Below are 18454 nucleotides of genomic sequence, written 5' to 3' on the forward strand. Positions count from 1 at the left end.
CAACTGCTCACGATAAACCGATGATCGTATGAACATTGACCTGAACAAGCTACACCCCTACCCCTTTGAGAAACTCAACGCCCTCAAATCGGGCATTTCACCACCGGCTGCGCTCGCCCATATCGCGCTATCTATCGGTGAGCCAAAACACCCGCCGCCGGAATTCGTCAAGGAGACACTCGCCAATGCCCTGGATAAACTCTCGGCCTACCCCCTGACCAAAGGTCTTCCGGAACTCCGCGGGACGATAGCCGAATGGCTGTGTCAACGCTTCACACTTCAGGTAGTCTGCTCCGAAACTCAGGTACTGCCCGTCAATGGCACCAGAGAAGCGCTGTTTGCCTTTGCCCAGGTGGTCATAAATCGCAGTAACGATCCGGTGGTCGTGAGCCCCAACCCGTTTTACCAGATCTACGAGGGCGCCGCCCTGCTCGCCGGCGCGAGACTGCATTTTCTCAACTGCACCGCAGGAAATGCTTTTTGCCCGGACTGGGCATCCGTCTCCCCGGAGATCTGGCAGCAGTGCCAACTTATTTACATCTGCTCACCGGGCAACCCATCCGGCGCAGTGCTGGACATCGATACATTACAGACGTTAATCCAGCTCGCAGATCAATACGATTTCATTATCGCCAGCGATGAGTGTTATTCGGAAATATACCCCGATGAAAATCATCCACCGATCGGCCTGCTGGAGGCTTGCGCACAAATGGGTCGTCACAGCTATGATCGCTGCGTGGTATTTCACAGCCTGTCGAAACGCTCCAATTTACCGGGCCTGAGATCCGGGTTTGTGGCGGGTGACAGTCGTATCCTGGCAAATTTTTTGCGCTACCGCACCTATCACGGCTGCGCCATGCCAGTCCCGTCACAACTGGCCAGCATCGCAGCCTGGCGCGATGAGCAGCATGTACTGGGCAACCGTCATCAATACCGGCAGAAATTTGCGATATTCAAAGAAATTCTGGGGCCCGTGCTGCCATTGAACATGCCGGATGCCGGCTTTTATTTGTGGGCGGACACCCGCGGGGCAAATATTGGCAGTGACGAGGATTTTGCCCGGGAACTGTTCAGGCAACAGCATATTACTGTCCTGCCCGGCCGCTATCTGGCGCGCACAGCGGATGGCATCAATCCGGGAGAAAACAGAGTGCGTATGGCGCTGGTGGCACCTCTGGGGGAATGCAGGGAAGCGGCCATGCGCATCCGCAGGTTTGTCGAAGCCGCTCAACAGAGGGGCTGAAACATGCTCAAAAAAGATCGGGCAGCGTTTATCCGCCATAGACTGGATCAACTGTACCCAAACCCGCCAATCCCCCTTGTCCATCAGGATGCCTTCACCCTGCTGGTAGCCGTGTTGCTATCCGCCCAATGTACCGATGAACGAGTCAACCAGGTAACCCCCAGACTGTTCGCGTTAGCCGATAATGCCCGGGCCATGAGTGAGGTTTCACAGCAACAGGTATATGACATTATTCGCCCCTGTGGTCTGGCACCTCAGAAATCCAAAGCCATTGTAAATCTCTCAAAAATACTGGTGGATCAATACAATGGGGAAGTTCCTGAAGATATCGCAGCGCTTGAAACGTTGCCCGGTGTCGGCCACAAAACGGCCAGTGTGGTCATGTCCCAAGCCTTTGGCCACCCCGCATTTCCGGTTGACACGCACATTCACCGCCTCGCCCAGCGCTGGGGATTGAGCAATGGCAACAGCGTGGTGCAGACAGAAAAGGATCTGAAACGGTTGTTTCCCAGGGAGAGCTGGAACGCCCTGCATTTGCAGATTATTTACTACGGTCGCGAACACTGCCCCGCCCGCAACTGCAATGGACTGAGTTGCGACATCTGCAAAACCTGTTTTCCCAACCGGAAGCGACCCATCAAAACCCGCAAAGCCTGACTAAGGCACAGTCTTGCGCCAACGATTGGCCAGCCACACGGCATAATGACCTGCGCGACGCTTGAATAGCGACTCAGCAAGATTATCAGCCTCCCGAAACAGTTGCCGCTGCCGCTGGGCAATTACCCCCTGCAACGGTTGTTCAGTAGAGGGCACCTCTGCCAACTGCACTTTTAATACGGCCAGGTCGTGATAGTCACCCAATAGATTACAGAGCCTGTCCAGCGAATTCAGCTGTGTTTTGGGTGGTGGACAGAGCAACGAGATCAGCCGTAGTTGATACCAGTAATACTTGGTGCATTTGCGCCAATGGTGGCAATCATCGTCATCACCACTGTGCCGCGCCGGTTTCCAACTGCGTCGTGCCACGGCATAGCTTTTGACCAGGGCCCTGAGCAGAACATCTGAGTCCAGGGTCAGTTTTTCCGCCTGATTGTACCGACGGAGAAACTGCCCCAATTGATCGGATACCAGCTGTGCCTGGGCCATTGCCTGGGCTATCGACTCTCGCTGTTGCAATGCCAGCTGTCGCTCCAGTTGGTCAAAGACCGTAGTATCGACCAGCCCGTGATTGCCGGCACGCAGTGACAACAGGGTTTGCCTCATGACCTGGGTGTCGCGGAGAACAGACAACTTGGCGGAGAGGTCGCGAAAGAACTGATTGCCCTGCAGGAAGGTTGCCCTATCCGATGATTTCAGCAACCGGTAACAGGCGCGCAGGCGTTTGAAGCATTTGCGCGCTCCGTGAATACCTTCGAGTTGCGTTGAGGTCAGGGACTGCAGTTGTTCCCGAGCCAACCTTGCTTGCTGGAGGACAACACGGTTGAGTTCTGCACTTAAATTTCTTGTCTGGAAAACAAAATTATCCACGACGATCAATAACTTTTCGGACAACGCTCATCTAGCCTGGACCCAGTGAAATAGTTTTTCCACTGACGCTTTTGGGGAAACCGAAATAGCTCAACTCGGCCATGCCCGCGCCCAAATCCTGCCAATGGTTTACATCAATCTGCAGCAGGGCAATACCACAGGTCGGAATTTTATCGATCTGCATCAGGGCGAGAAAGTTCACCATATCAGTTATGGCCGGATTGTGACAAATCAGGGCGAACTGGTCAGCATCTCTGTCCAGAGACCGCAGCCAGGCCAGGATATCTTCGTAATTAAAGGTATACAGGGGCGTGACCACTTCAAGCTTTGCGGGACTCAACCCCAGGCTGGGCATTAACCACTCCGCCGTTTCCATGGCCCTCACCGCCGGACTAGAGAAAACCCGCTTCAAGGAAACCGGCTGCTCCTGCAACCGGCGGCCCATTTCCGGAGCGTTCAGCCGGCCACGGCGATTAAGGGGCCGATCCAGGTCCGGTAAGGTAGTATCTTTCCAGCTGGATTTGGCATGACGAATCAATACGATCGTCTTCATGGCAGTCTCCCGTGAATGCGTGGCCCAAGTTTGCTATCCTTCGCCGCTGCTTAAACCCGATTAATTATGTGTATTGATGCTTGATAACGCCAATTCATGACAACCAAGTGACAAATCCTATGACCGAAACCATTCTCTACGGCATCAAGAACTGCGATACCGTGAAAAAGGCGCGCCATTGGCTGGATGAACAACAGGTGAGCTATCGCTTCCACGACGTCCGCACCGACGGCCTCGACCCGCAAATGATCGAAAGCTGGATCGCCGCTGCCGGTTGGGAAAAGGTACTCAACAAGGTGGGCACCACCTGGCGGAAACTGGAACCGGCAGTCAAAGAGCAGGTCTCTGCAGACAATGTTGTCGACCTGCTTATGGAATACCCAGCCATGATCAAACGCCCGGTGCTCGACCAGAACGGCACTATTACCGTTGGCTTTCGGCCAAACCAGTACGCTTTACTTTTTAATTTGTAATCTTCCGGAGACATAACAAGCAATGACACTCTACAGCTTTGGATTGGGCATCGGCACCCAGAATAACAACGGCGAATGGCTCGAGGTTTTCTACCCAAAACCCTTACTAAATCCCGGAGACACTATCCTCACTGCGATTCAGTCCGCACTGGAAATTCAGGGCAAAAATCAGGTGATCACTCTCACCACTGAACAGCTGGATACGCTTGCTGCAGCCTTCGCAGCGTCGGGAGAAACAGCGCAATCAGAGATTGCCAGGCAGTTTCAACAGAGCACTCGCCCGGTGGTAGCCACTGTGCTTGTCAGCGACGATGCCCCGGCCTCTGTACCCGAGGGTTACCTGAAATTGCACCTGCTATCCCACCGTCTGGTAAAACCCAACACCACAAACCTGACCGGATTGTTCGGCGTGCTGCGCAATGTCGCCTGGACCAGTGAGGGCGCCATCGACATAGGGGAGCTGCCCGCACGGCAGTTACAGGCCCGCCTGGCAGGTTCCACCCTGTCCGTAGACAGCGTGGACAAGTTTCCCAAGATGGTGGATTACGTTGTTCCCACCGGCGTTCGCATCGCCGATACGGCAAGGGTACGCCTCGGGGCTTATATCGGTGAAGGCACTACTATCATGCATGAGGGCTTCGTGAATTTTAACGCCGGCACCGAAGGTACCAGTATGGTGGAAGGCCGAATCTCTCAGGGTGTATTCGTTAAATCCGGTTCAGATTTGGGCGGTGGCAGCTCTACCATGGGCACCCTCTCCGGTGGCGGCAATATCATTATCACTATTGGCAACCAGTGTCTGTTGGGCGCCAATTCCGGCTTGGGAATTCCCCTGGGTGACCGCTGTACCGTGGAGGCCGGGCTCTATATCACCGCCGGAACCAAAGTAAGCCTGCTGGATGACCAGAACCAGTTGGTGGGGCAAACCAAAGCGAGAGAGCTGGCTGGCAAGGATGATCTGCTCTTCCGCCGAAATTCTGCGACTGGAGCCGTGGAGTGCCTGATCAATAAATCTGCCGTGGAATTGAATGAGGCGTTGCACGTATCCAATTAGGATATCTGCCAGTCCGGTCGCCCTGTAGCGCTCCGGACTGACTCTGCCGCCATATACTGCCTATTGGCAGAAATTGCCAGTGGCCTGGGCTGGCCCAGCCCATTAAACTTGTGATGACTGCCCCGGAGTATCACTGAATGACTACCCTTTCCCCCACCCTTGAACTGGCCTGTGAACTGATCAAACGTCGCTCGGTGACACCGGCGGATGAGGGGTGTCAGCAGCTGATGATTGAGCGCCTGGAGGCCATCGGTTTTTGTGTGGTCAGACTGCCCTTCGGCGATGTGGACAATTTTTGGGCCGTGCGCGGCGAAGGTGGCCCAACGCTCTGTTTTGCCGGGCATACCGATGTGGTGCCCACTGGCCCAGAAGGTGACTGGCTGCACCCACCTTTCTCCCCCTGCATCAAAGACGGCGTGCTCTACGGCCGGGGAGCTGCCGATATGAAGGGCTCACTCGCCGCCATGATCATAGCGGTAGAACATTTTGTTGCCGCACAACCAGATCACCCGGGACAGATCGCTTTTCTGATCACCAGCGACGAAGAAGGTATCGCCGTAAACGGCACGGTGAGGGTGGTTCAATGGCTACTGGACCACCATAAAATCCCCGATTGGTGTCTGGTGGGAGAACCCTCCAGCACCAAATGCGTGGGCGATGTGATCAAAAACGGGCGCCGCGGCTCACTGGGGGCTGAACTGGTGGTCAGGGGTATCCAGGGTCATGTGGCCTACCCGCAACTGGCGGACAACCCTATTCATAAGGTGGCTCCAGCACTGGCCGACCTTGCCGCCGAGTGTTGGGACAACGGCAATGATTTTTTCCCCGCCACCAGTTTTCAGGTGTCCAACATTCACGCCGGCACCGGTGCAACCAATGTGATTCCAGGAACTGTAGAGGCGCTTTTCAACTTCCGATTTTCGACCGAAGTGACCGTCGAGCAACTGAAATCCCGGACGGAAGCGATTCTCAAACGACATCGGCTCGACTATGAACTCCAGTGGCACCTCAGCGGGCAGCCCTTTCTTACAGAACAGGGTCCACTGGTGGAAGCTGCAGTAAGCAGTATCCGGGAAATCACCGGCATCGAAACGCAACTTTCGACGGCAGGAGGCACCTCTGATGGTCGCTTCATCGCCCCCCATGGCTGTCAGGTCGTCGAGCTGGGGCCAGTGAATGCCACGATTCACAAGGTCAACGAAAGCGCCAGTGTCGAGGATATTGATGCCCTCGAAAAAATTTATCGGCGCATTCTCGAAAAACTGCTTACTTAAGGTCATTCTCGTACCCGGGATCATCCACTCCATACCCGCACACAACCCACTGCTCACTGCCCTGCATCCGGGTTGTGAGCGATCTGACGCGCTTCATGTATTCTCATCCACAGTGGATATTCGATGACGGTTTTTGTAGGGTGCCTCTCTTTGCATAGCTCACACCAACAAGGACTGAAAATGCCGGATTTGAGTAACCTACCCCACCGCCTGATGTTATTGGTCTGTATGCTGTTCCCTGTAATGTCACTTGCAGGGGAAATCACCTTAAAAAACGGAGACATTATCCACGGCGAACTGGATTCCATGAATGAGAGCCAGGTTATCTGGAAATCAGACATCTTCGGTCTGATCAAGATTCCAAAAAACCAGGTCACCGATTTCAGTTCTTCTTCCAAAATGCCGTTTGTCACCAGTCATGATGAGTCAGCCACCAACTGCTCCCTGACGATGGAGGGGACCGTTACCGGCCACTGTGATGAGGGTACAAAACCATCACTACCCTTCATGACACTTTTAGCCACGGAACCCCCCAAGACTTTTGCTGGCGATGTGCGGTTTGGCTTCAACCGCAAAGACGGCAATACCGATACCGAAAAGCTGGACTTCATTGTCAGAGCTCAATGGCTGCAGGAAAAGTTCAGGCACGAAACCGAGTTACTGGCAGAGTCAGAAAAAACTGATGGCGTTGTGGTAGATGAACACTACGAAACCAACTACCAGCTGAATTATGATTTCACTGAACAGTGGTTCAGCTACGGTCGTCTCGGCTACACAAAAAATCGTTTCAGTGCCATTGATGAGCAGTATCAACTGGGTGCAGGTGCGGGCCGTCGCATCAACCTTGCGAATCAGATGAAGCTGAATTTACAGCTGGGGGCAGCCTTGCTGGTTTCCCACTATGACGAATCTGACTCAGAAAAAGACCTGGCGGGGCGTTGGAAAATGCGCATGGATTGGCCCATACCCGGAACGGACATGACACTGTTCCATGAAAATGAATTCCTCTGGGCCGTGGACGACTTCAGCAATAATCAGACGGAGAGTAGTACCGGTATAAAAATACCACTGCTCGGCAGCCTGTTCAGTGAACTTCGATATGATTTAGATTATGTCAATCAACCCGGTGAGGGGCAGCAACGGAAAGATGAAGAGTGGGTCATTTCACTGGGCTATCAATGGTGAAACGCCCAGCCAGTGGTGAAAATCCCAGCGAACTCAGGGCAGTTTTTGCAGGGGATAAATATCAAAACGGGTAGATTTTCCCTTGAGAGAATACCCCGGTTCGCGACCATTCAGAACCGGGGCGTGTGCGGGCCGCTTCACAACAACACGGTAACGCGCCTTGCCGAGAGCCGCGGTCAATAACTCCCCGGTATCGTCTGGCCCCACGAGCTGATGAAAAATCTGCATCTCTTTTTTCACTTTGCTGGACTTTTCTCTGGGCGGAAACATGGGATCGAGATAAATGACATCAGGACATTGCTGATCCGTCAGTGTTTTCAGGTAATCGACTGAGTCCTGACAGACCGTTTTAATACGCTGCAGGATCCCCGCCAAGGCAGGGTCTTCCTCCGCCTCCGCCGTGTCACAGGCTCGAGAAAGCCCGTCGGCAAGCAACGCAAAAATAACGGGGTTTCGTTCAATCATGGTCACCTGTGCTCCCAGGGAAGCGAGTATGAAACCATCGCGACCCAGACCCGCGGTAAGATCCAGCAGTTGGGGGCGGAATCCACTACGGCTTAGGCCGGTGGCCTTGGCAATATCCTGCCCCCTGCCGCCGCCGTGCAAGCGACGATGACGCGCCGCACCCAAGGCGAACTCGCATCGAACCGGCCCCGGCGCTTTTGGGCCCAGTTGTTGTAGCGACAACCCCCCATCATCAACAACCAGCATCAACCGCTCTTGTGCCGCATCAGGTGCGTCCTGTGCCGACGCCACAGGCAGGAGCGGTAACGATAGCTCTCTGGAAAGCAAACCGGCCCGGTTTTCGAAACCGGGCCGGGGCCAAATAGCGAGAGACAGTTTAGTGCTACTGGATCGGGACAAGCTCAAGCTCTACCCGACGGTTGGCTTGTCGACCCTCTGCCGTATCATTGCTGGCAACTGGGTAGCGATAACCATAGCCAGTGCTCCACACCCGTCCACTCACAATTCCCTGACTCATGAGCATCTGGCCAACACTGGCTGCACGCCGCTCACTCAGGGTCTGGTTGTATTCTGCACTACCGGTTGAATCCGTGTGTCCGGCAATGCGTATATTGGTTTTATCAAACTCTTTTAGGACAATGGCAACGGACTCAAGTGTGCTATAGAACTCCGAACGAACTTCGTGACGATCCACACCAAAGGTGATACTGCTAGGCATGACAAGGCGGATGTTGTCACCCTCGCGAACAACCCGAACTCCGGTCCCCTCCAGTTTTGCGCGAAGTGCGGCTTCCTGACGGTCCATATAATAGCCAATACCACCGCCAACGGCAGCACCTGCCACAGCACCGGTCAGAACCCCCTTCTTGCGGTCTCCACTACTGGAGGTAGCCGCGCCGATCAAAGCGCCCGACACGGCCCCAATACCAGCCCCCTTTGCTGTATTGCTGGTTTTCTGTTGTCCGGTATAGGGGTCTGTGGACATACAGGCCGTCAGGGAGATAGCAAGAATGGCTAACAGAATTTTTTTCATGTCACTTCCTCATTAAAACGATAAAACGTACTGAACGTGGATACCTGAAACAATAAACTACTATATTCTTACTAACAGGAGAGCCAACGCGTTGAAATTCGTTGCCTTACTTTAATACAAAATGCGGTTTCCAACCCTATGAAAAAACACATCCTCTTCGTTATTGTGGTCATCAGCACGCTTTTGAGTGGCTGCGAAAAATATACTTTCACCTTTAACGAACAACCTGTCCTAGAACCACCCGAGCTGTTATCCGGCTACAAAATTCCGGATCCGGCACTTGCTGTCTGCGTGGAACAGGCGATCAAGGACTTTGCCGTGACCCGCGCGAACCAGTTATCGCAACTCAACTGTTCTAACGCAGGAATTGCCGATCTTTCGGGCCTTGAAATTTTCACGGGTCTTATTATCGTCAACCTGGCACAAAACCAGCTTACCTCTATAAAGCCGCTACTCTATTTACCTAACCTCGATAGAGTTTCTCTGGAAGCCAATACCTCTCTCGACTGTTCAGATGGGCAACTACTCTCGGAGCAAGTCGAGGGTCAGGTAAAACTCCCAGGGCATTGCTAACCTCTAACGAGCCGCAATCAGATCAGTTGACAACAAACGATAAATAGTTCTCCAAAGTTACCCACAAATTCTGTGGATAACTTTGTGCACTACTTTCGTAAAACTTGGGCGAGTCCACGCAAAACGGGGCACTCAAACAAAATGGCTACTTTTTGATCATTACATAAAACCCTTACAAATCATTAAGTTAGGTATTTAAAAAACCTAAATCAATGACTTACAATAGATTCTCAACATTTACTTAAGGTTATTAGTGTAATTGTGGACAATATAAAACTGATTGATAGTGCTTTTGGAGGGCTGACCAGCTTTTATACGCTGCAGGGTAAGTGCTTGCCGCCAGTAAAAACACGGTTTTTCGGCAAAATCGCACTCATACCCGGGATAGTACCAGCCAGTCGACTCCATCATTCTGGCAGGCATAGTGGATGGAAAACAGATCAGATGGCAGGTTACTCATCATTGCCTGCACCGCCGCCAGAGAATTGTTCTGCTCACTGATATGACCCAATACCAGCTGTTGTAGCTGGTACGTCTGGATATTTTGCAGCAAATCGAGTGATTGCCGATTATTTAAATGTCCCCAATCACCGGCAATACGCCTTTTCAGCGACGGCGGGTAAGTGCCGTTAGCCAGCATAGCGGCATCGTGATTACACTCGAGAAGCAATCCGTGACAGCCAATGAAATGTTGAATGACATGTGCCGAGATACTTCCCAAATCGGTTAGCACGCCCAGAGACAGATTGTCACTGCTCCGTACGACGTACTGGACAGGTTCTCTGGCATCATGGGGCACCGCGACAGGCGTCACAGCAAGATCGCCAATCACAAAATCCGAGTGACTGTCTATCAGCTTGAGATCAATACCGGAGAAAAGCGAAAAGGACAGAGCTCGGTGGGTACCCGCCGTCATATAGACCGTCAATCCGTACTTTCTGGCCAATGGAAGGACACCGCGGATATGATCCCCATGTTCATGGGTCACCAGAATGGCGTTGAGGTCACTGGGCTGTGTGCCCAGCCTTTCAAGTCGCCTCTCCGTTTCCTTGATTGAAAACCCGCAATCAATCAACAACCGGGTTGAGCCGACATCCACAATCGTAGCGTTACCCCTGCTGCCGCTCCCCAGTGAAGCAAACCGCATAATCAGCTCAAATTGCCGCGAATTACCTTGAGCAATTTAATAGCGAGCGAGCGCTCCAGCTTATCCCTGCTCTTATCAGCTATCCTTACCTCCACTGTCTGCTCATTGCGAACCAACTCGACCCAATACTCGACAGGGGGCACTTTTTCGACTTTATTGCCAAGATTGAGCACCCACTCCTTGAGTGTCTGCCCCTTCTCTTCAGCAATAATTTCCTGAAACTCAACCTGTAATCTACCCGCTGAACGATTCTGATCGATGATAGTGTAACCGCCCCGGGAGAGCGAGTTGAGCAGGGACGCCCAGGCCCTGTCATAGTTGAGATTCATCTTGATGTAGGGATCAGTATCTGCGGAAGAGACCACCTCAACCTGTTCCTGACCACCGATAGTCTGGGCAAGTAGTGAAACGCTGCCACTATTGATCTCGCTGGCGAGAGAGTTGGAAACGATTTCGACGAATTCCAATTCCCGGGAGTCATCCATCGACGTCTCGGGCCAAGAACCCGCATCGCCTTCCTTGCCAATAGGTGCAGACATCTGCAGCAGGCTGGCTTCTGTACTGTTGACACCGATGCCAGGAACTATTTTAAAGCGAAAACGGTGGCTCTTGTCCTCATCGTCCTTGAATTGCAGCCAACCCGTTTCAATAATACCGCTACTGGCATCTACCCGGGTCGTGGGGACACTACTGCGCGAGAGAATATTTCTGATTCTTGGCCAAACTTCTTCAGCGGGCTTGTTAATCGCTATCCATCGGCTACCTGAGAATGTCTCAATTTTTACCGTTTCTTCAAAAACATTTTCCGAGAGCGGCTGCGGCCTGGGAACAACAAAATATTCTGAACCAGCCCCAGCATCAGGGACTGCAGGGACATCATAAAGCTGACCGATTGCACCTGAGCTTTTGCCCTCGGGTACAACCATCGGCGGGACTTCCTCTGAGAGCAGATAATCATTACTTTTGTCGCGAACAAGATTATTTCCACAACCAGCCATTGCCAGTAACGCCATAATCACTGATAGCTTTTTCAGTGTTGCCTTCATCCAGTGAACTCCGAATTGACTGTTTGTACACCGCTCAGCAGATCAGCCTGCTCAAGAGCTCTGGTAACTTTTAAATGATAGGCCGCAGACAACTCGGTAAGCGGGAGACGTATGGCATGTTCCATCAAACCCATTTCCGCTACAGCCCACTTGACCGGGATGGGATTGGATTCGACAAACATCGCTTCATGGATAGGAATAAGCCGGTTGTTTATTTCACGCGCCGCATCCACCTCGCCGGCGAGCGCCAAACGACACATCTCAGCCATTAATCTGGGGGCAACATTGGCCGTGACAGAGATATCACCATGGCCACCCCTCAGGATCAATTCCAGCGCAGTGAAGTCATCGCCCGAATAAATGGCAAAATCCTCAGGGCAGGTACTGACCAACTGGTTAACACGGTCTAGGTCACCGGTGGCCTCTTTAATACCGACAATATTGGGGATTTCGGCAAGCCTCGCAACAGTGGCGGGGAGCATATCACAGGCCGTACGACCGGGCACATTGTAGAGAATCTGCGGAATATCCACGGCTTCTGCAATTGCTTTGTGGTGAAGATAGAGGCCTTCCTGGGTGGGCTTGTTGTAATAGGGCGTTACCAGCAGGCAGGCATCTGCACCGATCTGTTGCGCTCGATGGGTCCACTCTATGGCTTCTCTGGTCGAGTTTGCACCAGTGCCAGCAATCACGGGGACCCGACCATCGGCATCTTCGACAATCGCAGCGATGGTCGCCATATGTTCCTGCACATCGAGTGTCGGCGACTCACCGGTGGTGCCCACAGCGACAATCGCATTGGTGCCCTGGGCAATATGCCACTCCACCAAACGCTTCAGACAATCCCAGTCAACTTCCTGATTATCGCGAAACATGGGCGTAACCAGAGCAACAATACTGCCGGTGATCATCGGAGGAGCCTCAAAATAGCCAAGAAAAATAGAACGCGTAATGGTACTGACCAGCAACCTGGGGCACAAGCATTATGAAAAAATTAGGCATTGGCTCCAGGGTTAGTGACAAAGGGCCGGGGGGGGGGATTGGGTCCGCCGGCCAGAGAAGCGACCTGTATGTCAGACCATTGAGCACGACAGAGTTCCTCATCCTGGCGCTATGCTTGATGGTTTTCCGGCCACTTCATCCGTCATTTCCAGTTTGGCCTGGGCAGGCTCTACTATTTGCTGCTCTTGGGATAGGGTCTTGATTCGCCGGGCGGGCGGGTTTTAAAGCGCCGGTGAATCCACATATACTGATCCGGTTGCTCGAGTATCATTTTCTCAACCTGTCGGTTAACCGTTTCAGCATCTGCCAGATCATCACCTGTCGGAAAGTCTTGTAAAGGCGGATGCACTACAATCCGATACCCCTGACCATCAGGCAACCTCACCTGGGAAAAGGGCAGGACAAGGGCGTTGCCGGTTTTGGCAAAACGCGCGGTGGCCGTGACCGTGGCTGCCGGAACCCCAAAGAATCGGGCAAACACACTCTGTTTTCGCCCATAATCCTGATCGGGGGCATACCAGATAATTCTACCCTGGCGAAGTGCCTTGAACATACCGCGAATGTCTTCCCGAGGATAAACCACACCCAGCGGGTCTCTTACCCGGCGTCCTTTACTCTGCACATAGTCATACACAGGATTTTTATGGGGACGGTACATGCCATCAATCGAGTGTCTCGCAGACAGGGCAGATGCACCGACTTCAAGCGTAGTGAAGTGGATGGCCATCAGCAGCGCTCCCCTACCCTGCAAGCCCTCGATATTTTCCAGACCCTCAATGGTAATCAGCTTATTAAGCCGTTGTGTGGGCCACCACCAGGCCATGCCAATTTCAAAAAAGGCAATGCCATAGCTGATAAAATTATCCCGCAGCAACTTCTGGCGCTGTGATTCTTCCATCTCAGGGAAGCACCATCGCAGGTTGATATCTGCCACCTCTCGACGATAGCGGCTCCGCCAGAACATTATTCGGCCGATACAACCACCGAGCCAAAGCAACACCGGATACGGAAGGATCACCAACAAACGCCAGCAGCCCAAGCTTAACCAGGTCAGCCAATAACGGGGGTGGAGAAAGCGCCACTTGAAATCATGGTTATTAATCATGTCAATTACTGGTTAAAAGGGATTGCTATTATAAGGACGTTGATGCGTAAAACCATGCATGGGGCGCGGGTTGAAGCTGAAATACTAGACCCTGAAACGGGCATCGAGCTGATCAACCAGCTCGGCCCAATCGGCATCTTCACTGATGGCCTCTTCCAGAAACGCTCTCTGGGCCTCATTCCAGAACAACGCTTCAGCTAATCTCGTTTCGGGGGGCAGAGGCTGGTGTAGGGCAATAAAAAGCTCAATGGCGGCTGCGGTAGAGGGCAGCCCCAACTGATCAAAGAGCGTAGATAAGGAGTGAACGCTGGTATCCATACATCTCTTATAGGCGCTGCCACAGCTATTGGCAATGTTACTTGAAGCAATTCACTTCCACCTGAAACTGCAGCAGCAGACCGTATTGAGAGGCCATTGCTAACGAACAAACACTCAGATCAATCCGCTGATGGGAACCACCGGGTCGACATCAACCTCGTAATCCACACTGTCAATATCAAAGCCAAAGAGCTTGAGAAACTCATGCTTATAACCTTTTATGTCAGTCAGCTCAGCCATATTTTCATTGGTGACTTTCAGCCAGTCATCGCCAACCCGCTGCTGAATTTCCGGACGGAGCTCCAGTTCATCCACCCGAATTCGTCCTTCGCTGTCCATGCGAGGGGAGTCGCTGTAAAGGCATTCTGTGTAGAGACGATATAGCTGTTCAATACAGCCTTCGTGACTGCCATCATCCTTCATGACCTTGAACAGCAGCGCCAGATAAAGCGGCATGATCGGTATCGCGGAACTGGCCTGCGTCACCACTGCCTTGAGCACCGCCACCCGAGCATCACCACCGACAGTCGCCAGTTTTTCACGGATCCCCGCAACCTTCTTGTCCAGGTCTTTTTTAGCCTGACCAATCGTACCGTGCCAATACAAATCCCAGGTGACTTTTTCACCCACATAGGTAAATGCTGCCGTTTTCGCACCAGAGGCCAACACATCAGCCTCTATCAGTGCATCTATCCACATTTGCCAATCCTCACCACCCATAACTGCTACGGTGTTGGCAATCTCCTGCTCTGTGGCTGCTTCCAACGAAAAATCCTGAACTTCTTCCTTATCCGTGTTGATACCCCGCAGGGTTACATTCTTCCCGATGGGCTTAAGGGTTGAATTGAATACTTCACCCGTCTTCGGGTGCTGGCGCCGGGGAGATGCCAGACTGTAGATCACCAGATCCACCTGTCCCAGATCGGCTTTGATCGTATCAATTGTCTTTTGCTTTATCTCATCGGAAAACGCATCCCCATTAATGCTTTTCGCGTAAATACCCTCCCTATCGGCAAACTTGTGAAATGCTGCCGAGTTATACCAACCGGCTGAGGCGGGCTTTTTCTCTGCGCCCTCCTTCTCAAAAAAGATGCCCAGTGTTGAGGCTCCGCAGCCAAACGCTGCCGTGATCCGGGCAGCCAGGCCGTATCCTGTGGAAGCACCTATCACCAGTACACGCTTGGGACCATCTATCTGCCCCTGACGCCTGATGTAATCAATCTGTTCTTTAACATTTGCCTCACAGCCGACTGGGTGGCTGGTAATACACATAAAACCGCGAACTCTCGGCTTAATAATCATTGCCTATCTCCACAGGAACCCCAAGGGGAGTCAATTAAAATAACGCCGCAATGATACTCTGAAGGCAGCGACGCTCCAAGAAACCTCCCGGAATGCGTATTAAAGGAATTGCCCCACTGGTACTATCCCGTTAAATTATAATTTCAAACCCGTTTATACCGGAGATAACTGGTTATGACCTACTATGAAGAGCTCGCAAAACTGGTTTTGCGCATCGCTGTTGGACTGCTCGTTTTGTTGCACGGCATTGCCAAAATCCTTAATCCGGATTCCCTGGGCTTTATCGGAGGCAAACTGGCGGAATTTGGACTTCCGTCAGAGATTGCCTATGCCGTCTACCTCGGTGAGGTATTGGGTCCGCTGATGATTGTTTTCGGTTATTTCGCCAGAGCCGGCGCTCTGTTGGTCATCGGCAATATGCTGGTGGCTATATTGTTAGTCCACGCGGGGGAGCTCTTCCAGCTGACCAATAATGGTGGCTGGGCGCTGGAGTTACAGGGCCTCTATCTATTAGCGGCACTGGCTATCGCACTCCAGGGCAGCGGCAAATATGCCATTCGCCCGGACTGACCAAGCAACGTATGGCTACCTGTAACTGACGGCTGTCGATCTGTTAGAATTAAACGTTTCCGGATCATCAGCAGAGGTCAGTAAAATACCCAGAACTATTCCAATAACACCACCTGCCCGCTGACAGGACTCTTAACCATGAAACTCGCCGACAAAGTTCTCGCCGTCAACAATGATCTCCCGATCCGCACTGATGCACCTGTGCACAGTGGCAAGGTGCGTTCAGTCTACTGGCTGACAGAGAAAGACAGCCTCAGACTGATAGAGCAACAGGGTTATAATGTGGCACCCGATGCGCCACTTGCCATCATGGTAATCAGTGATCGCATCTCTGCATTTGACTGCATCTGGCACGGCGAAGGCGGCATGCATGGCGTCCCCGGTAAGGGGGCTGCACTGAATGCCATTTCAAACCACTGGTTCAGACTGTTTCGCGAGAAAGGCCTGGCAGACAGCCACATTCTGGATATCCCCCACCCCTTGGTCTGGATTGTTCAAAAAGCCCGCCCGGTCATGATCGAGGCTATCTGTCGCCAATACATTACCGGCTCCATGTGGCGTGCATACGCCAAGGGCGAGAGGGAGTTCTGCGGCATCCAGTTGCCGGATAATCTGAAAAAAGACCAGAAACTGCCCGAATTACTGATTACGCCATCGACCAAAGGCATATTGACAGGTCTGCCGGGAATTCCTGAAGCAGATGATGTGAATATCACTCGCCATGATATTGAAAGAAACCATGCAGCCTTCAACTTTCGCAGTATTGACGATATCGATCTCTACGAAAACCTGTTGCGGGAGGGCTTCGAAGTTATCAGCCGTGAATTGGCTGCACTGGATCAGATTTTTGTGGATACCAAATTTGAATTCGGCTACGTCAAAGATAAAACCGGTACTGAAAAGCTGATATACATGGACGAGGTTGGCACCCCTGACTCATCCCGTATCTGGGACGGCCGGAGCTATCGGAATGGCGAAGTGGTCGAGAACTCAAAAGAAAGTTTTCGGCAGTTGCTGCTCAACCACTTCCCGGATCCCGATATTCTCCTCAACAAAGACCGGATGGCCGAACGCCAGGCACTGGCCAGAAACAACGAGCTGCCCGCCGTTGTTTTGCTGGAAGTTTCCAAAACGTATGTTTCGATTGCCGAAAAGATCATCGGCGGAAAACTGCACCTACCCGATAGGCCGAAAGCGGAGATTATGGATGTTCTCAACAGCCGATATAATCTCGTTGTCTAATTTATAGTTCCAACTATCTTTCCAGGCAGTTTCAATCTGCTGAAGGAGTTTCAATCCCCTCAGCAGTGGCGCCTGCCACCAAGTCGTTCGGCTCGGCCAGGGAGGGTTGACTATCCAGCCTCCCCAAGTCCAGCACTGGGGAGGCATCGATATGTTCAGCATCCATCATCTGGGCGACTCGCTGCAATGCAGAAACAATCATCGCCTGCTCCCAGTCGCTCAGATTGGCATACTGGCGCGAAAAATGTTGCTGCAAGGGTGTGGGTGCATTCTTCAACACATCAACTGCCTTCTCTGTCAAAAAAGCATGCACTTTGCGTTTGTCTGTCGATGACCGGACGCGATAAACCAATTGTCGTTTCTCGAGTCGATCAATAATGGTGGTTACCGTCGCCTGACTCAGACTGATCTCAGCGGCCAGCTCACCAATTGTCACCTGCCCCCGGTCACGAATCGCCTGCAATAACAAAATTTGCGGCACAGTCAGACCGGACGTTTTAGCCAATCGTTTGGAGTAAAGGTCTGTCGCCCTGATAACCCGCCGCAGTGCAACCAAGACCTGTTCGATAGAACCACCTCTGCTAGTCAATTTATACCGCCCTATTATGCAATACATCCACTCCGTCGCCCGCCCCCGCAGCGGGGCCAAACTGGACATGTTAATGCTTTCGAGTATAATGTTTAGAGCTCTAATTATATAGTTTAATTATTTTTAGACATAAGGAAGTCATTGTTAGCTTCCAAATAAAATGAACAATTTTCACAAGAAAATATTATTTGAGCTATAACTTTTATTAATAACGGGAATTTTGCCACCTCTTATGGACCGTAAAATAACACTTCGTCCACCAACGCCGGAGGACGGCGTGCAGGTACACCAGCTGGTTGCCCAGTGTCCTCCTCTCGACCCAAACTCCGTCTACTGCAATCTGCTGCAATGTACTCATTTTTCAGGTACATCCGTGGCAGCAGACATTGAAGGAGAACTGGTCGGTTTTATCTCGGGTTATCGCCCACCACAACAAACCAGCACACTGTTTATCTGGCAGGTCGCTGTCGGCGAACAAGCACGTGGTCAAGGTCTTGCCTCGCGAATGTTGACGAGCATTCTCGCTCGCAATGAGTGCAAAGACGTCAATCACCTTGAGACCACTATCACTGAAGACAATCAAGCTTCCTGGGCATTGTTTCAGGGGCTGGCCGACAAGTTACATGCACCTCTGGCCAAGTCTCCATTATTTGACCGTGAATTGCATTTCGCCGGTCAGCATGACACAGAGGTGTTGGTCAGAATCGGTCCATTTATGCAGCCTGTGACCACTGAAGCCTAATCCCAGAAAAG

The 18454-nt window shown here is 52.2% G+C and carries 21 protein-coding genes; 10 read left to right on the top strand and 11 right to left on the bottom strand.

The genetic code is table 11. From position 1 onward, the window contains the following. The first annotated feature begins 28 nt into the window (after positions 1–28). Both dapC and nth read left to right on the top strand, forming a co-directional pair. Positions 29–1243: a succinyldiaminopimelate transaminase gene (dapC, locus tag QZ516_RS10900; protein WP_297189551.1), complete on the top strand. Its 1215-nt coding sequence runs from the start codon at positions 29–31 to the stop codon at positions 1241–1243. A 3-nt stretch (positions 1244–1246) separates the two neighbouring features. Beyond that, the gene (nth, locus tag QZ516_RS10905; RefSeq protein ID WP_297189554.1) at positions 1247–1900 is read left to right on the top strand and encodes an endonuclease III; all 654 of its coding nucleotides are present in this window, start codon (positions 1247–1249) and stop codon (positions 1898–1900) included. Here nth and QZ516_RS10910 read toward each other — a convergent pair whose 3' ends face one another. Then, positions 1901–2794 (bottom strand): CHAD domain-containing protein, encoded by an 894-nt coding sequence (locus QZ516_RS10910; protein ID WP_297189557.1) that lies wholly within the window; start codon positions 2792–2794, stop codon positions 1901–1903. 7 nt (positions 2795–2801) lie between these two features. Beyond that, positions 2802–3323, bottom strand: a complete 522-nt coding sequence (locus QZ516_RS10915) for a histidine phosphatase family protein (RefSeq protein WP_297189560.1) — start codon at positions 3321–3323, stop codon at positions 2802–2804. 119 nt (positions 3324–3442) lie between these two features. Between QZ516_RS10915 and QZ516_RS10920 the strand changes: the two genes are divergently transcribed. The 4 genes from QZ516_RS10920 (at position 3443) to QZ516_RS10935 (ending at position 7309) form a co-directional block, all read left to right on the top strand. After that, a complete protein-coding gene (locus QZ516_RS10920) occupies positions 3443–3796 on the top strand; it encodes an ArsC family reductase (RefSeq protein ID WP_297189563.1) in 354 nt (117 codons plus the stop codon). 22 nt (positions 3797–3818) lie between these two features. Continuing rightward, entirely contained in the window at positions 3819–4850 is a 1032-nt protein-coding gene (dapD, locus tag QZ516_RS10925) for a 2,3,4,5-tetrahydropyridine-2,6-dicarboxylate N-succinyltransferase (RefSeq protein WP_297189566.1), read from the top strand. 137 nt (positions 4851–4987) lie between these two features. Further along, a complete protein-coding gene (dapE, locus tag QZ516_RS10930) occupies positions 4988–6124 on the top strand; it encodes a succinyl-diaminopimelate desuccinylase (RefSeq protein WP_297189569.1) in 1137 nt (378 codons plus the stop codon). 180 nt (positions 6125–6304) lie between these two features. Further along, entirely contained in the window at positions 6305–7309 is a 1005-nt protein-coding gene (locus QZ516_RS10935) for a DUF481 domain-containing protein (protein ID WP_297189572.1), read from the top strand. A gap of 33 nt (positions 7310–7342) precedes the next feature. Here QZ516_RS10935 and QZ516_RS10940 read toward each other — a convergent pair whose 3' ends face one another. After that, on the bottom strand, positions 7343–8065 hold the full coding sequence (locus tag QZ516_RS10940; protein WP_297189757.1) for a class I SAM-dependent methyltransferase: 723 nt from the start codon (positions 8063–8065) through the stop codon (positions 7343–7345). 91 nt (positions 8066–8156) lie between these two features. Next, complete coding sequence (locus tag QZ516_RS10945; RefSeq protein ID WP_297189575.1) at positions 8157–8807, bottom strand: OmpA family protein; 651 nt, start codon at positions 8805–8807, stop codon at positions 8157–8159. A 138-nt stretch (positions 8808–8945) separates the two neighbouring features. Here QZ516_RS10945 and QZ516_RS10950 point away from each other — a divergent pair, with 138 nt between their 5' ends. Further along, positions 8946–9380: a leucine-rich repeat domain-containing protein gene (locus QZ516_RS10950; RefSeq protein WP_297189579.1), complete on the top strand. Its 435-nt coding sequence runs from the start codon at positions 8946–8948 to the stop codon at positions 9378–9380. A 373-nt stretch (positions 9381–9753) separates the two neighbouring features. Here QZ516_RS10950 and QZ516_RS10955 read toward each other — a convergent pair whose 3' ends face one another. From QZ516_RS10955 to fabV, 6 genes are all read right to left on the bottom strand, one after another. Further along, positions 9754–10527: an MBL fold metallo-hydrolase gene (locus QZ516_RS10955; RefSeq protein ID WP_297189581.1), complete on the bottom strand. Its 774-nt coding sequence runs from the start codon at positions 10525–10527 to the stop codon at positions 9754–9756. Positions 10528–10529: 2 nt separating this feature from the next. Then, positions 10530–11573 carry an outer membrane protein assembly factor BamC gene (bamC, locus tag QZ516_RS10960; protein ID WP_297189584.1) on the bottom strand — a complete coding sequence of 348 codons (1044 nt, stop codon included), beginning with the start codon at positions 11571–11573 and terminating at the stop codon, positions 10530–10532. Then, positions 11570–12484 carry a 4-hydroxy-tetrahydrodipicolinate synthase gene (gene dapA / locus QZ516_RS10965; protein WP_297189587.1) on the bottom strand — a complete coding sequence of 305 codons (915 nt, stop codon included), beginning with the start codon at positions 12482–12484 and terminating at the stop codon, positions 11570–11572. The genes bamC and dapA overlap by 4 nt, the downstream gene beginning before the upstream one ends. Before the next feature lie 263 nt (positions 12485–12747). After that, entirely contained in the window at positions 12748–13680 is a 933-nt protein-coding gene (gene lpxL / locus QZ516_RS10970) for an LpxL/LpxP family Kdo(2)-lipid IV(A) lauroyl/palmitoleoyl acyltransferase (RefSeq protein WP_297189589.1), read from the bottom strand. Between the two features lie 84 nt (positions 13681–13764). Then, positions 13765–13998 carry a DUF2789 domain-containing protein gene (locus QZ516_RS10975; RefSeq protein ID WP_297189592.1) on the bottom strand — a complete coding sequence of 78 codons (234 nt, stop codon included), beginning with the start codon at positions 13996–13998 and terminating at the stop codon, positions 13765–13767. A 114-nt stretch (positions 13999–14112) separates the two neighbouring features. After that, positions 14113–15300, bottom strand: coding sequence for an enoyl-ACP reductase FabV (gene fabV / locus QZ516_RS10980; protein WP_297189595.1), 1188 nt, complete (start codon positions 15298–15300; stop codon positions 14113–14115). Positions 15301–15474: 174 nt separating this feature from the next. On the opposite strand from fabV, the gene QZ516_RS10985 reads away from it, so the two are divergent. Together QZ516_RS10985 and QZ516_RS10990 are read left to right on the top strand one after the other, a co-directional pair. Further along, positions 15475–15870: a DoxX family protein gene (locus QZ516_RS10985; protein ID WP_297189598.1), complete on the top strand. Its 396-nt coding sequence runs from the start codon at positions 15475–15477 to the stop codon at positions 15868–15870. A 138-nt stretch (positions 15871–16008) separates the two neighbouring features. Then, positions 16009–17112 carry a phosphoribosylaminoimidazolesuccinocarboxamide synthase gene (locus tag QZ516_RS10990; RefSeq protein WP_297189601.1) on the top strand — a complete coding sequence of 368 codons (1104 nt, stop codon included), beginning with the start codon at positions 16009–16011 and terminating at the stop codon, positions 17110–17112. Between the two features lie 31 nt (positions 17113–17143). Here the strand turns inward: QZ516_RS10990 and QZ516_RS10995 are convergent, their stop codons facing one another. Next, positions 17144–17701, bottom strand: coding sequence for a MarR family winged helix-turn-helix transcriptional regulator (locus QZ516_RS10995; RefSeq protein WP_297189604.1), 558 nt, complete (start codon positions 17699–17701; stop codon positions 17144–17146). Positions 17702–17933: 232 nt separating this feature from the next. Between QZ516_RS10995 and ectA the strand changes: the two genes are divergently transcribed. After that, the gene (ectA, locus tag QZ516_RS11000) at positions 17934–18443 is read left to right on the top strand and encodes a diaminobutyrate acetyltransferase (RefSeq protein WP_297189606.1); all 510 of its coding nucleotides are present in this window, start codon (positions 17934–17936) and stop codon (positions 18441–18443) included. Positions 18444–18454: the final 11 nt, after the last annotated feature.

It is taken from the genome of uncultured Porticoccus sp., assembly GCF_913061305.1.
In the GTDB taxonomy this organism is placed as follows: domain Bacteria; phylum Pseudomonadota; class Gammaproteobacteria; order Pseudomonadales; family Porticoccaceae; genus Porticoccus.